15 protein-coding genes, 1 riboswitch and 1 other annotated feature are annotated in these 13,988 nt (G+C 26.5%); of the genes, 5 read left to right on the top strand and 10 right to left on the bottom strand.

The annotated features are described in order from the left end of the window. Positions 1–76 precede the first annotated feature (76 nt). On the top strand, positions 77–661 hold the full coding sequence (locus tag GFJ41_RS04715; RefSeq protein ID WP_170074728.1) for a DUF2238 domain-containing protein: 585 nt from the start codon (positions 77–79) through the stop codon (positions 659–661). Positions 662–699: 38 nt separating this feature from the next. Here the strand turns inward: GFJ41_RS04715 and GFJ41_RS04720 are convergent, their stop codons facing one another. The 6 genes from GFJ41_RS04720 to GFJ41_RS04745 form a co-directional block, all read right to left on the bottom strand. Beyond that, on the bottom strand, positions 700–879 hold the full coding sequence (locus GFJ41_RS04720) for a hypothetical protein (protein WP_021431345.1): 180 nt from the start codon (positions 877–879) through the stop codon (positions 700–702). Between the two features lie 484 nt (positions 880–1,363). Beyond that, positions 1,364–1,587 (bottom strand) — a binding site (T-box leader). A 67-nt stretch (positions 1,588–1,654) separates the two neighbouring features. Then, the gene (locus tag GFJ41_RS04725) at positions 1,655–2,515 is read right to left on the bottom strand and encodes a hypothetical protein (RefSeq protein ID WP_021431346.1); all 861 of its coding nucleotides are present in this window, start codon (positions 2,513–2,515) and stop codon (positions 1,655–1,657) included. Positions 2,516–2,634: 119 nt separating this feature from the next. Beyond that, the gene (locus tag GFJ41_RS04730) at positions 2,635–3,324 is read right to left on the bottom strand and encodes a radical SAM protein (RefSeq protein ID WP_170074729.1); all 690 of its coding nucleotides are present in this window, start codon (positions 3,322–3,324) and stop codon (positions 2,635–2,637) included. Then, positions 3,317–3,904, bottom strand: coding sequence for an ECF transporter S component (locus GFJ41_RS04735; RefSeq protein ID WP_021431348.1), 588 nt, complete (start codon positions 3,902–3,904; stop codon positions 3,317–3,319). The genes GFJ41_RS04730 and GFJ41_RS04735 overlap by 8 nt, the downstream gene beginning before the upstream one ends. Further along, positions 3,905–4,873 carry a nucleoside hydrolase gene (locus GFJ41_RS04740; protein ID WP_170074730.1) on the bottom strand — a complete coding sequence of 323 codons (969 nt, stop codon included), beginning with the start codon at positions 4,871–4,873 and terminating at the stop codon, positions 3,905–3,907. Between the two features lie 99 nt (positions 4,874–4,972). Then, positions 4,973–5,017, bottom strand: a riboswitch (PreQ1 riboswitch). A 328-nt stretch (positions 5,018–5,345) separates the two neighbouring features. After that, on the bottom strand, positions 5,346–5,840 hold the full coding sequence (locus GFJ41_RS04745; protein ID WP_170074731.1) for a hypothetical protein: 495 nt from the start codon (positions 5,838–5,840) through the stop codon (positions 5,346–5,348). A gap of 1,302 nt (positions 5,841–7,142) precedes the next feature. Here GFJ41_RS04745 and GFJ41_RS19035 point away from each other — a divergent pair. The 4 genes from GFJ41_RS19035 (at position 7,143) to GFJ41_RS04760 (ending at position 9,609) form a co-directional block, all read left to right on the top strand. Next, the gene (locus tag GFJ41_RS19035) at positions 7,143–7,307 is read left to right on the top strand and encodes a hypothetical protein (protein WP_332841118.1); all 165 of its coding nucleotides are present in this window, start codon (positions 7,143–7,145) and stop codon (positions 7,305–7,307) included. A gap of 29 nt (positions 7,308–7,336) precedes the next feature. Next, positions 7,337–7,474, top strand: coding sequence for a hypothetical protein (locus GFJ41_RS19600; RefSeq protein WP_334296656.1), 138 nt, complete (start codon positions 7,337–7,339; stop codon positions 7,472–7,474). 1,099 nt (positions 7,475–8,573) lie between these two features. Next, the gene (locus GFJ41_RS04755; RefSeq protein WP_170074732.1) at positions 8,574–9,029 is read left to right on the top strand and encodes a hypothetical protein; all 456 of its coding nucleotides are present in this window, start codon (positions 8,574–8,576) and stop codon (positions 9,027–9,029) included. Positions 9,030–9,153: 124 nt separating this feature from the next. Then, a complete protein-coding gene (locus GFJ41_RS04760; protein ID WP_035116624.1) occupies positions 9,154–9,609 on the top strand; it encodes a hypothetical protein in 456 nt (151 codons plus the stop codon). 88 nt (positions 9,610–9,697) lie between these two features. On the opposite strand, the gene GFJ41_RS04765 is transcribed toward GFJ41_RS04760, so the two are convergent. The 4 genes from GFJ41_RS04765 to GFJ41_RS04780 all read right to left on the bottom strand — a co-directional run bounded on the left by GFJ41_RS04765 (position 9,698) and on the right by GFJ41_RS04780 (position 13,972). After that, positions 9,698–11,041, bottom strand: coding sequence for a TldD/PmbA family protein (locus GFJ41_RS04765; RefSeq protein WP_035116625.1), 1,344 nt, complete (start codon positions 11,039–11,041; stop codon positions 9,698–9,700). Positions 11,042–11,043: 2 nt separating this feature from the next. Further along, complete coding sequence (locus tag GFJ41_RS04770) at positions 11,044–12,435, bottom strand: TldD/PmbA family protein (protein ID WP_035116626.1); 1,392 nt, start codon at positions 12,433–12,435, stop codon at positions 11,044–11,046. A 129-nt stretch (positions 12,436–12,564) separates the two neighbouring features. Next, positions 12,565–13,188, bottom strand: a complete 624-nt coding sequence (locus tag GFJ41_RS04775; protein WP_035116627.1) for a DUF4004 family protein — start codon at positions 13,186–13,188, stop codon at positions 12,565–12,567. 10 nt (positions 13,189–13,198) lie between these two features. Continuing rightward, positions 13,199–13,972 carry a polymer-forming cytoskeletal protein gene (locus GFJ41_RS04780; RefSeq protein WP_052169186.1) on the bottom strand — a complete coding sequence of 258 codons (774 nt, stop codon included), beginning with the start codon at positions 13,970–13,972 and terminating at the stop codon, positions 13,199–13,201. Positions 13,973–13,988: the final 16 nt, after the last annotated feature.

Genomic DNA, 13,988 nt, shown 5'->3' on the forward strand with positions numbered 1-13,988 from the left:
TTTTATGCTATACATATTTTTTTAATTGTTTTAATATATTATTAGTAATACATTAAAACATAAAGGAGGTTTCATTTTGTTATTTTATAAAAAAGAAGTTCCTAGATACTTAATTTTAACTACAAACATACTTATATTATTATATACAGTTTCCTTAATATACTTTATTTTTTTTGGAGAACCATTTCAAATCGCACCCTGTTTTTGCTCTCTAATGATAACTATATTTATAAAATTTACAACGAAAAAATTTATTAATGTAATTTCTTCTATTTTAATTTTTTCAATACTTATATTTGTTTTATTTTCATCTTACTTGGGTTCCAGTTTCGATTTTTATGGAATAATTAACCACTATGATGATATAATGCATTTTCTATCAGGTGTTTTAGCCGTTTTATTTGCATATGATGCCTTTGTGCTACTAAATTCTAATTCAAACACGATAATTGACAGGAAAGTTATCATTGTATTTACGTTTTGTTTTAGCATGGCTATAGCTGGCTTATGGGAGATATCTGAATTTTTAATAGATAGTTTCTTTGGAACAAATATGCAAGTTGGTGGACTTGCAGATACAATGCATGATATGATAGATGCTTTTATTGCTTCAGTCATAACTATACCTTTATACGAATTGTTTTATAAAAAATACAAATAAATAAAAATAAACCTCACAAATGTGAGGTTTATTTTTATTTATTTGTATTCCCCGTCTGAGTATTTCTTTAAAATATCTACAAATCCCATTATCTCTAAATTTGCATCAGTTCCATTCATTATTTGATTATAATACCAATTTGCAAATTCTGGATCTGCTAAAGTTTCATTTAATTTTACAAAATCTAACTTTCCATAGTTTTGATTATTCTCTTTCATTATTACCCTCTCCTTAAAATAATATTATTTAACCTATACATATATTTGTTTATTACTTTATTATATTCATCCCTTTTATTATTTACTTGTAAAAATTTTTTATAAATCTTTTTATAAACTAATCACAATTTTATTTACTAATTAACATATTTAATCTCTTTCAATTGCGTTTTTTTGCAATAATTTTTTTAACATCTATTTTGGGGTACAACAAGTAATCCTGTTTCAATATTTTTATATTTTTTAATCAAATCTATTTTTTCAGGAATTAAGCTTTTTTGACTTTTTAATTTTAATTATTTTTATAATATTATATTTGCATATTTTAGTATACTTTCTTTATCTTCCATGGTAGAATATAGTTGTATAAATGTACCCAATTTTACATTTTATTGCAATATTATCCTTGTTTCAATTAATATGTTTTAGTTATTACTGTAATTAATTATAGCTAAGTAATAAAAAAAGACCCTCGTACCCTTAAAAAAGGGACGAAAGTCTTGTTATCCGCGTTGCCACCCTAGTTGTTTATATTTTATAAAAATATAAACCTCCTCAGTCCTGTAACGTAGGTTTACGACTAATCTTACTATTATTTCGGACTAGTAGCTCCGGAATGGATTCAAAAACCATTGTAATGAGTTCTCACCAACCACTCACTCTCTGAATACAAACTTGCTTTTTACTATTTTCCTTCTTAGCTATATTCTTTATTCTATTTAATAAATATTATAGTACATATGCAATCAATTTTCAATACAAATTATTAATTTTTTTATTTTAATAATATTACTTCATTTAATTTTAAATTTACTTCAACTGTTGTATTGTCTTTTACATCATCGTAAATATATCCTATTACCTCTAGTTTCTTTGCATCATTAGAGTGTACTGAACTTAAACTTACATCTTGAGATTTTTTTATTACTTCATATGAATCTAAGTAAGTTACATTAGTGTACTCATTTTCATCGTTTAATTCTGCAACTTCTAAAACTACACTACCTATATCTTTATCTGAAATATTTTTTATTGTAATTTTAGAGCTATATCCACCATTAACCTCACTTACAAGCTCTGGTTTAGATATTCCTAATATATCATATTTTGCATCTTTTACAATTCTCTCTCTCGTAGTTGATATATCCATTTTATTAGTTTCTAAATCTACACTTACAAGTTTATTTCCTAAGTTATATGAGTATCCCGTAACTTTAATGTCTTTAGTATACTTTTTATGTGCAGCTTGTATATATGCACTTTCATTTGGTTTTAATGTGATTTTGCATAAAGCTTCTGTTTTTGCCAATGCAGTGTTTTCTTTATCATACTCTCTAAATGTTAGTTCTATATTTCGAATATTAAAGTCACTTATATTTGTAACTTTAGTTTTTGTATCTATAAGATTAAGTTCTTCACTATTTCCACTTTTGCTTTCATTTATTATTTCTGTTTTACCTATTTTCAATACTTTAGCATTTTTTTCATTTATATCAATGTTTACACTCTCAGATTCTATTTTTTTATTTATATTATTATCAGTAATACTTTCATTTGATGAGCACCCTGAAAGCATGCTAACTGTAACCATTAACATTGTACATATTATTGATGTCTTATTTATAATGTTGTTCATATATTAGCACCTCAGTTCTTCGTCTTTGTTATTATATTATACTATATATGAACTTAGTTCCATATTTTTTTAAAAATTTTTCATATTATTGTAACATTTTTTCCAAATTCATACATATTTTATTCACCAACTCCAAAATCAGTATTATTATAAAGCACTTCTATTTTTTCATTTTCATCTAAAAATTTATACTTTTCTTTAAACCAAGTAACTAATTCTTCATCTCTTTTTATGCTAGAAGTGTTATTTATAAATACATTTATAGTAGCATGTTCAAAGTTATTTAAAACTATATCCATATCCTTGTCTATCATTTCTTTTGTCTGCCCCTTTATTCCTACCATCATACAAGGTGAATCAAAGTAAGTTTTTAACTCATCTACTGTTTTAAACTTAGCATTTTTCTTTAAAAAGTTATTTCTAAAATTATAATCAAAACTTTCTACTCCAGTTTTAAAGATTATAGGTATATTAAAAAATCTTCTCATTTCATCTAATCTATTTTTATAACACCAGTGACTTTCTAAAAATAATTTATCTATATTTTTTTCAATTATAATGCTTTTGATTCTATCTAAAGTGTTTTTAGGAAGTTCAAAACAACTTCCTGAATTTATAACTTCTAATACTTTATATTTACCTGTAATATTTTCTAATACTTCAAAATTCAATCTATTCATATCATCTTCATCATTGTCATTATCTAGAGTATAATCACAAAATGAACATTTACCCCATTTACAAGGAAATCCTTTCAGAAGCACTATTTCACGTTTATTTTTATTATTGATTTCACTATATCTATCCATTATTTATCTCCATATAACTATTTTTAAATTTTAATTTATTTACTACATTTTGCGGAACTAATGAAACTGCATATTTTACAATCACAACTGCTATAAATTTATCTGTATAGTCAGTTAAAACTTGTGTTAAAAATACTCCAGCAACTTTATTAACCCCAAATGCGGATAAAATTTGTACTATATATGATGATCCTGATGAAGTAACTCCTCCAAATACAAATGCTGCTATTATAGCACTTAGTATAGAAGTTGGAACTGAAAAAGCCATTACTCCTATGAATACTTTACCACCTTTTAAAAAGCCTTTTTTGAACATAATTCCGCATATTAATCCCGTTGATATTTGGACTGGCATAAAAAATAACGAGTATATGTCAAACGTCATTCCACTTACAAAACTACCTAAAACTCCTGTTAAAACAGCATATCTAGGTCCTAGTATACAAGCTATAAATATAGTTCCAATTGAATCTAAGTATATAGGTAATCTTAATGTCAGTGCTATAAATGCACCAACTACATTTAATACAATACCTAAAGCGATTATTGTTACTTGATATGTAGATAGAGATTTTTTCATTTAAAGTAATCCCCCTATCAATTCAATTTTATCTATATATTTAGGAAACAGCCTTTTCAAAAACATAAGCATGAATTTTTTTTCATCAACTTCCGTAAGCACTATACTGTTATTATCTCTTTTATAAAAATCAAAAGAATCTACTATACTCTGCCCCATAGCTATTCCACTTTCAACTATTTCTGTGTATGATTCAAATCCATCACACAAACTTCTATCTATAAAATACGCTACAGCTAATGGATCATTTATAACACATCCAATTATGCCTTCTTGGTTCCAATGAAAATCAATATAAAACCTTGTTATTTGTGTTATATATTCAGCTAAGTTTTTATCTAACCTATTTATAAATTCGATAACATTTGGTGTTAATACTATTTTCCTAGTTACATCTAGCCCTATCATGTGGATTTTTTTAGGTAAATTTTTGTAAATATATTCAGCTGCATGTGGATCAACCCAATAATTAAATTCTGCAACAGGCGAACAATTACCATGTATTTTAAATGCACCGCCCATAGATACAAATTCATCTAAGTTTTTAAAAGCATCTTTGTCTTTTATAAGTGCTTTAGCAATATTAGTCAATGGTCCAAGAGCTATTATAGATACATCTGCATTATTCTTTAGTGTTTCTATAATAAAATCTACTCCTCCATATTTTATAAACTTATTAGGTACTTTCTCATAGAAATTTTCTCCAACACCATCTTCTCCATGTGTGTCTTGAGCTGTTACAAGTTCTCTTTTTAGGGGATTTTCTTCTCCAACATATACATCTATGTTTTTATCAGAAAATCTATGAAGTGTATATAGAGCATTTTCAGCTCCCATCTTAGCAGGTACATTCCCGCTGCAAGTCGTTATGCCCAATATTTCTAATTCCGGTGAATTTATAGCTAATAATAAAGCTAATGAATCATCAATACCTGGGTCACAGTCAATTATTACTTTTCTTTTTTGCATAACAAATGCCTCCTTAAAAAAATTATTAATAAGGAGAACCTTACAACTTTTAATTTAAAGTCATAGCTAAGGATATGTCTTATATACTGCCACTATATAATTACCTTAGTTTTTTATACTTGGAGGTTCTCGAACAAGTCCTAGATAGTTAGCTACCTAGAGTTTTTAATACTTTCGTAATTTAATTTGAAGTTTTGTCTAGTATTTTAAGTTAAATAAAACTAAACTGGTAAATTTTATTCTACAATAAATAATTAATTAATTCAACTTTTTAATAATTAACTTACTAAAAAGTTAACTCAGATGCTGATAAAATTAAATTTTTATACCCTTAAGTAAATCATATTAATGAAATATTTATTTTTAATTTTTTTACCTATATATTAAATTTTAATTGTAAAAATAAAAAAAGGAATCATATTAACGTTACGATTCCTTTTCTAAGTTTGAACTTAAAAATATTTATATATTATTATTTGTTTTTCACTTCATAAGTTACAACTTTATAAGTTATAGGAGTTCCAGTCTGTTCATCATTATAATATTGAACAACTTCTACCTTATGTTTTCCTTCTTTTAATGAACTATCTTGTACTGTTATTGTAGTTTGAGCCATTTCTCCAAGTTGTTCTTTAGTATTAAGCATACCGTCTATATACACATACGATAATTTGCTGCCATCGAAATTTTCAGCAGATAAACCTATTTGATCTAATAGTGTGTCTTGTCCTACAAATACAATTGGGGTATTCCCATTTTCAGTTGTTCCTCCTGCTGTGGATAAAACTATGGTACCATTACCTATTTCTTTATCTAACCCCTCTGGTATATCTTTTTTAGAACCCACTTCTTCTTTAGTTGTAGCTGTATTTTTATTTGTATTATTTTCTCCTTTAGAACTAGAACATCCTACCATTCCTAAAGCTAATACACCTGCTAAAACTAATCCTACTATCTTTTTATTCATGCTAAACCTCCAATTTTATAAGTCAGTAATAGTATACAGCATTTGTATTGTTATAATTTGTAAATCTTTGTCATTATTTTTAATTTTATATTTTTATATAAAAATAAGGAGTACTCGTTGGCTTGAGTACTCCTTTTCTCGTTTAATTAGGTACGATAACTACTGAATTTTACAACTACAGTTCGTTGGTTGAACAATTCTCTTATACCCAATTATCTAGAATTTAAATATACAAATTTAAATTATTTTTCTTTTGATCTTTTTTAGAAGCTATACACTTAAACAGCAAGGACTAATTAAAATTATAATCAGTACTTGCTTTTTTAAATGTGTCTTAATATTAGGCTTAATATAAATATACTACATGCTAGTATTAGTATCTGTGTTTCTTTTTTCATATTTTAATTTTTTAATGCCAATTATTAAAAGAAACATTTTACAAAAACTTTTCTATTATGACTTTTATTAAGTCTAAAACGCTTGCTAATAGAATAATTTCTGCAGTTATCAATTGTATATTGATTTTATTTTTTTGTTTCTTTTTATTAGGCATCCTTTCACACCCTTTTTAATATTAGTATTCAACTACATATTTATTTATTCCTTTAAATACAAAAAATAATATCTAAAATATTTATTTATATTTTAGATAAAAAATCACTTACATTATGTAAGTGATTTTTTTGGAGAAATTGTTTATATAGTTTTATTTCTTCATGGAAATTACTCTATGTGTAAGACAGTTTTAGTATTAAACCTAATGTTAGGTTATGTAATTTTTTATTTATTATTCTAATAAAATAAAAAAAAAGAAATTTATAAGTAAATCAGTCTTTTTTATTCTTTTAAAGTTGTTTTTGATACTACTTTAGATAATTAAGGCTTAAATATTTTAAAGTTACGACATCTTATTTTATTAAAAAATATTTATTTACATAAAAATGAACATATATATTATTACATGTTGAAATTTTTTAATATGCTTTATGAATTTCTTATGCTATACTTTTACAAATGATATGTATTTTCATTCGAAATTAATTTTTAATTATAAGAGGTACTTATGGATAACGTTGGCTTTGCTTTTTTACTTACATTAATTGCAGGACTATCAACCGGAATAGGAAGTTGCATCGCTTTTTTTCTAAAAATACTAATAAAAAATTCTTATCCTGTAGCCTAGGGTTTTCAGCAGGAGTTATGATATATGTTTCAATGATCTAAATATTTGTTAAGGCTAAAGATTCCTTATCTGTATAATTTGGAGATAAAACGGGAACTGGAGCTACCATACTGGGTTTTTTGGAAGGAATTTTAGTTATAGCCTTAATAGATACGTTTATACCAAAGGATACTAACCCTCATGAAGTAAGAGATGTTGAAGAACTGAATCAAATCTCTTCAAAGATTTTAAATTCACAAAGAGCAAAAGTGAGATTAATGAGAACTGGTATTTTACAGCATTAGCGATAGCTATTCATAATTTACCTGAAGGAATTTCTACATCTGTTCCAATTTATTATGCAGCTAGTAGTAGAAAAAAAGCATTTTTATATTCATTCATTTCTGGATTAACGGAACCCGTAGGAGCATTAGTTTGTTATATACTTTTAATGCCAATTGTGAAAAATTAATACAATATAAAAAAAGAATCTATAATTTTATAGATGCTTCTTTAAGTTAAATCTATGAGTCTAGTAAAGTGTTACGAACACATTGCAATGATGATGGTTATTTCTTTATAAAGGGTTAACGTTGTCTCTATAACTGACATCTAAATCATTATAATAAAAAAATAATCATATTAGAATCATAATTCCTTTCCGGTTATCAAGTTAAGAGAAGGTTTAATATCTATGTAATTAACATTAATATTAGACTTAATAAATTTATATGAAAAAAAATATTAACAAAATAAGTCTATTGACTAATAGATATTTGTAAAATTTTTTAGGCAGTATTTATATTATCTTTTAAATCTTAAATTCTATTTCTATATAAATTCAGATTTCTAAGACATGAAAGCACTAAAATAGATAAATAGTTTTAAATTTACATATTTTTTATTCAAGTTGATCACAAAAATATTTTTATTGCATATAATACAGTAAGCTTAAATATAAATATATATTTAGATTACACTATGCCGTACTATATAGAGGTGATTCAATGAGGAGATTCTTTATATGTCCTAGGTGCCGTAGAAGATTTGCAAGAAAATTCAGATGTCGTAGATGCAGACGTTGTTGTTCTTGTTGCTCTTGTAGGACAAGCCTTCTAGACTAGATTTAAATTGATAAAAATTTATATATAAATAAAATTTACATCTATTTAAGTCACTCTGATTTCCATTGGAGTGACCTTTTAATTTATATATGATTTATATTTATTTATATACAAATAAGCACATGACAAATAATATCCAAACTTATATATATTACTAACTTTACTATTTAAATCATTTTTATAAGTTGTAGATTTAGTTACATTAAATATTATAGGACTCTACTAATTTTTTGAATATCTTTTTTAAAAACTCCACATAATATAGCTAGTCTTCTGAGTATTACCATCGTGTCAAACGCATTTTTTACCGATACAGGCTAGGTTTTTTCTAGCCTTCTATTTTTTTCTCTGATACATAAACGCGCTAAAACAAATTTCTTTTGTTAAGTTTTTCATCATTATAGTTTGTTAATACTACACATACTATTTGAGAAAGGACGTGTAGATATGCTTTTTAAAAAATTAAGTATAATACTTTCTATAACTTTGTTAATTTTTTCAAGCAACATAAACCTGGTTTCTGCTTTAAATGCTGAGAATTCAACATCAGTCTACCAAGAAATCGTTAGAGATTTAGGAATTATAGATAATGAAATGTCATTACTAGTTAATGATATTTCTAACAAAAAACCAAATAAAAATGATTTACAAAATCAGATAAAGCATATAGATGTATTGATTAATGATTTAAATAAAAAAGTCTCACGACTGCCAAAGGAAAGTAAGAATGTATCTGTCTCCGTTAGCACTATACTAGGCTTTTATCAACTAACTCTTATAAGTTCAGAAAGTTATTTAAGAACTTCTTATTCAGAAGAGTTGGTAGATTCTATTTCTTATTTTTCAACAGGTTATTACTCTTTAACTAATTTAAGAAATATAATATATGGAGCGGCGAAATAATTTGCCGCTTTTTTATTATTTATTTTAATATTCATTAATCTACATTTTCTTATCATATAGATTAATTAGAACCTATAATTTACTTATTTCTACATATACTACTTGTAGAAAAGGAGGTTTATTCATGTACTCAAAAAAACTAAGAATTATAATTTATATAGCTCTCCTTGTTTTTATATGTAGTATAAATACCGCTTCTGCTATTGAAATTTCATCGCCAACTTCAAATAACAATGAAATTACTAAAAATCTAGATTTTTTAGATAATAGTATGTATATATTAATAAAATCTATTTCTACAGAAGGGTTTAGTCAAAGTGAAGTAAAAAAACAAATTGATTTTTTAAACTCCCTAATATACCAATTAAATAAAAAGTCCCATGAGCTTCCAAAAGAGCAACGTGATGTTACTGCAACTCTACAATGTATATTAAGTTTTTACAACCTATCTATAATAAAAGCTGATGATTATATTAGTTCTAAAAACTCTAATGATTTAATCAGTTCCATAAGTGCTTTTTCAACAGGTTACAGAACTTCACTTAATTTAAAAACTCAAATATTTAGGGCAGGAAAATAAAAATCAAACAAATAAATAGAAGTTTAATCTATTTTCATATAAAAAGCACTTAGTATACTAAGTGCTTTTTATATTTTTTATATTTTGATTACTTCCCTGCTATAGATAATGACTTAATTATAACAGATGGTGATCCAATATTACTTAATGGGAATTTCAAATCATTTCCTATATTTTCAATATCTTTAATTAATTCAAAAAAGTTTCCTGCCACAGTTATTTGTTCTATAGGGTAAGATTTTTCTCCCTTTGTTATATAATACCCTTTTGCAGCTAAAGAAAAATCTCCTGTAATTGAATTTGCCCCTGAGTGAAGACCTGCAAAGTCAGTTACTATTATACCTTCATTTACTTCCTTTACAAGTTCTTCGAAAGTTAAATTTCCTTTTTCTATATAGAAATTTGTTGGGTCAACACTTACAACTGATGAATACGATGACTTAAACCCATTTCCTGTAGTTTTTGTATTTGCTTTGTGTGCAGTTTTTAAGTTATGAAGTAAAGTTATTAGTTTTCCATCTTTAACTACATCTTTTTTATAGGTTGCAACTCCTTCATCATCAAATGGTGTTGATGATAATCCATTGTCTAATAATGGATTGTCTACTATTGTAACAATATCAGAAGCTATGTTACTACCTTCTTTATCTTTAAGTAATGACATTCCTCTTTGAGCACTTTCTGCACTAAATACATCACTAAATGTTTCAAGTAAAGATGACATAGCTTCATTATTTATTATAGTTTTATAGTTGCCTGATTCTATAGATTTAGCCCCAATTTTAGAAAATGCTTCATTTACTGCATCTGATGCAATTTTCTTAGTGTCTATATCTTTTATATCTTCAACTAATTGATATCCCATTCCATCTTGCTTTTGATTTCTATCTTCTATAACCGGAATTACATATGCCATAAGTAAATTACTCTTGTTACTTAAATTAAGATTTTTTGTATTACTAATTAAGCTTCTTGATGAACTGTATGATACTTTGCATCCACTTAAATTAATAACCTTATAACTGTAATTTTTTGTTTGTCTCTCTAAATCTATAGCTATTTCAATCAATTCAGCAGGATCTATATTTTCTAGTTTTTCTGAATAAGTTTTAACCTCACTATAACTCTCATCACCTTTATATATAAACTGCACATCTGTGTTTTCTGTAGATACAGCTCCTTCTTTTGCCTTTTTCACTAACATATCTATGGCTTCTTCATCTAAAATTTCAGTATACGAATATCCCATTTTACCATTTATTAATCCTCTAAATGAAAGACCTATATACTTATCAATATTATATTTTTCTAATTCAAATTCATAAACAGATATACTTATATTTTCTCCATCAGAATAATAAACTTCGCAATCGGTAAAACCTTCTTGCTTAGCTCTGTCAAATAATTGATCTTTAAATATATTAAATTCCATAATTACTCCTCCGATCTTCCACCTACAGTAATTTCTTTAACTCTTATCATAGGCTGACCTACATTTGTTGGTATACTACCTGAAGATGAACCACACATACCTTGAGCTTGCTTTAGGTTATCAGACACCATATCTATATTCATAAGTACTTCACTACCTTTTCCAATTAAACTTGCTCCTCTTACAGGTTCTTTAATTTCTCCATTTTTAACAAGGTAACCTTCAGCTACTGCAAAATTAAACTCACCTGTTACTGGATTTACAGATCCTCCACCCATTTTTTTCGCATAAAGTCCATTATCAATTGATTTTATTATATCTGCTTCTTTATCTTCTCCAGCTGCTATGTATGTGTTTGTCATTCTTGAAGTTGGTGCATACTTATAGCTTTGTCTTCTAGAGCTTCCTGTAGCTTGCATATTCATTCTTCTTCCATTTAATTTATCTATCATATATGAATTTAAAATACCATTTTTAATCAATGTATTTTTTTGAGTTAAATTTCCTTCATCATCTATATTGCTAGATCCCCAGTGGTTAGCTAATGTTCCATCGTCAATTGCTGTAACTTTTGAAGATGCAATTTGTTCACCTAGTTTACCAGAAAATACAGAGTTTCCTTTTGCTACTGATGTAGCTTCTAATGAGTGTCCGCATGCTTCGTGAAATATTACTCCCCCAAACCCGTTATCTATTGCAACAGGCATTTTACCTGCAGGGCAGTTTTTAGCATGTAACATTGTATATGCTGTTCTAGCAGCTTCTTTACCATAATACTCGGGGTCTACTTCTTCAAACATTTCAAATCCCATAGCTCTTCCAGGACCTTCAAATCCAGTTTGATTTTCGTTTCCTTTTGATGCAATAGCACTAATACCAAGTCTAGTTCTTATACGTCTATCCTCTACATATATTCCTTCAGTATTGGCTACTAGTACCTTTTGATCTTTATCTAAATAAGTTACATTTACTTGTGAAATGTCTGTACTATAATCTTTAGCACTTTTATATGCTTCCTTCATTACTTTTATTTTATCTTTATAATCTATTAAATTTGGATATAATTTTATAGGATGTATATCTTTGTACTTTATACTATTGTTTAATACTATAGTTTTTTCTTCATTTAAATTTCCTAGTGCTAGCGCTGCTTTATACGCTGTGTCTAATAATGAAGAAATTGAATTGTCATTAGTGTATGCATAAACACTTTTCAATCCTTTAAAAATCCTAATTCCTATTCCATAACTTCTTCCACCTAGTGCATTTTCAACTTTGTTATCTATTATACCTACTGAATTACTTATCGTATCTTCTTCAAATATTTCTGCAAAATCTCCACCTGTTATCAAACACTTTGATAATACTTTAGAGGCTACTTCTTTTGAAATCATATTATTCCTCCCATTTTTTTACTATTAATTTAATAATATCATAGTTTACACACAATCTAAATCACGTGAAAAAAATTATATAAAAAAATGACCTATAACTAGGTCATCTTTTTGTATTTATATACTAATTTAAACTAATTTTAAACTTATATTGCTAATTTCTTTTACTATATCAACTTCTAAGATCTTTTTTATACTTTTATCTATATATATGTTCTCATCGCCTTCACATCCTATGACAAATGGAATACCTAGTTTTCTATATAAACAAATTTTTCCGTTGCTATTAAACATTTCAGAAAATTTATCTTCGATCATATCCGTTATATTTTTTAATTCGTCCATAGTTATAACCGATGTTACGATATTGTTCTCTATAATTGATAAAATCAAAAGTTCCTTCTTTTCTATCATGTTTTTATTTATATATATAGATTCAAAAACTTCTTTTGTATATTTCGAAATAACATTTTTTTCTATTAAGTAATCTATATTAAATTGTTTATTGTCTTTCTTTTCTGTAAACATATTAGCAATATCATCTAACGATACGCCTTCTTTCATAGAAAGTATCAAATTTATTCTTTCTATTATTTTATCTTTTGGAAAAAATGTTTCTTGTCCTGTAAATGTTGACTTTTTTATAAACCATTCTTCAGGTATAATATTTTTTCGTTTCCATCTATACAGTTGCCCATAAGATATACCAGTTTCTATTAATAAGTCTTTTTTTGAAATTAATTTTTCTTCCATAATCACTATCCTAACCTATCTTTGTATGTTTTAAAACTTTACAATCACAACCAATTTCTAATTTGTCATTATACTCTATTGTATCAATGTCACAATTGCTAATTAAGTCAATAGAATTTCCATTTAGTTGATTTGCTTTTGTATTTTTAATTTTAATTGAATCTCCTTCGATTATATCACACTGCAATTTACCCATAGATCCATACCCAAGAGAAAATTTAGCTTTCCAAAATCCAATATTTTTAGGTTTATTCACCTCTATGTGGGTAGCACCTATTTCCTTACATTTGCTTATTCCCTTTGGAAATATAAATACATTTTCTCCTGTTAACAATCCTTCACAATTAATGCGTCCATATATATTTATATCTTCACCTTCTATATTTTCTTTTGCCCTTAAATCTCCATATACTTTCATATTTATTGAATTTATATTTTTGTTAACTTTTAAATCCCCTCTTATTGTAACATTGTTACACTTCAATGTGCCAAAAACGCATAAGTCTCCATTTATAACTAAGTTTTCAACCTTACAATCTCCCTCTATAACTGTGTCTCCATTTACCTTTAAATTTTTAGCTTCCAAACCTCCACCAATTTGACACTCTCCATTTACCTTCATTTCTTTTGAATGTACATTTCCATTGAACCTAGCCTCTCCATTTATTTTTAGTGTATCAGTGTTTATATTACCACTCGACGTAGCATTTCCCATTACTTTTATTTTGTCATAGTTACCTTCACTTATATATCCATCTCCTGCTATTGTTATATTATTGTTCATTCGATTCCTCCTAATA

Origin of the sequence: Paraclostridium dentum (genome assembly GCF_012922555.1) — a bacterium.
Taxonomy (GTDB): domain Bacteria; phylum Bacillota; class Clostridia; order Peptostreptococcales; family Peptostreptococcaceae; genus Paraclostridium; species Paraclostridium dentum.

What these genes read in the sequence shown, in the direction of transcription:
- GFJ41_RS04720 (WP_021431345.1), bottom strand. Translation starts at nt 879, where the DNA reads ATGAAAGAGAATAATCAAAACTATGGAAAGTTAGATTTTGTAAAATTA.
- GFJ41_RS04725 (WP_021431346.1), bottom strand. Translation starts at nt 2,515, where the DNA reads ATGAACAACATTATAAATAAGACATCAATAATATGTACAATGTTAATG.
- GFJ41_RS04730 (WP_170074729.1), bottom strand. Translation starts at nt 3,324, where the DNA reads ATGGATAGATATAGTGAAATCAATAATAAAAATAAACGTGAAATAGTG.
- GFJ41_RS04735 (WP_021431348.1), bottom strand. Translation starts at nt 3,904, where the DNA reads ATGAAAAAATCTCTATCTACATATCAAGTAACAATAATCGCTTTAGGT.
- GFJ41_RS04740 (WP_170074730.1), bottom strand. Translation starts at nt 4,873, where the DNA reads ATGCAAAAAAGAAAAGTAATAATTGACTGTGACCCAGGTATTGATGAT.
- GFJ41_RS04745 (WP_170074731.1), bottom strand. Translation starts at nt 5,840, where the DNA reads ATGAATAAAAAGATAGTAGGATTAGTTTTAGCAGGTGTATTAGCTTTA.
- GFJ41_RS04755 (WP_170074732.1), top strand. Translation starts at nt 8,574, where the DNA reads ATGCTTTTTAAAAAATTAAGTATAATACTTTCTATAACTTTGTTAATT.
- GFJ41_RS04760 (WP_035116624.1), top strand. Translation starts at nt 9,154, where the DNA reads ATGTACTCAAAAAAACTAAGAATTATAATTTATATAGCTCTCCTTGTT.
- GFJ41_RS04765 (WP_035116625.1), bottom strand. Translation starts at nt 11,041, where the DNA reads ATGGAATTTAATATATTTAAAGATCAATTATTTGACAGAGCTAAGCAA.
- GFJ41_RS04770 (WP_035116626.1), bottom strand. Translation starts at nt 12,435, where the DNA reads ATGATTTCAAAAGAAGTAGCCTCTAAAGTATTATCAAAGTGTTTGATA.
- GFJ41_RS04775 (WP_035116627.1), bottom strand. Translation starts at nt 13,188, where the DNA reads ATGGAAGAAAAATTAATTTCAAAAAAAGACTTATTAATAGAAACTGGT.
- GFJ41_RS04780 (WP_052169186.1), bottom strand. Translation starts at nt 13,972, where the DNA reads ATGAACAATAATATAACAATAGCAGGAGATGGATATATAAGTGAAGGT.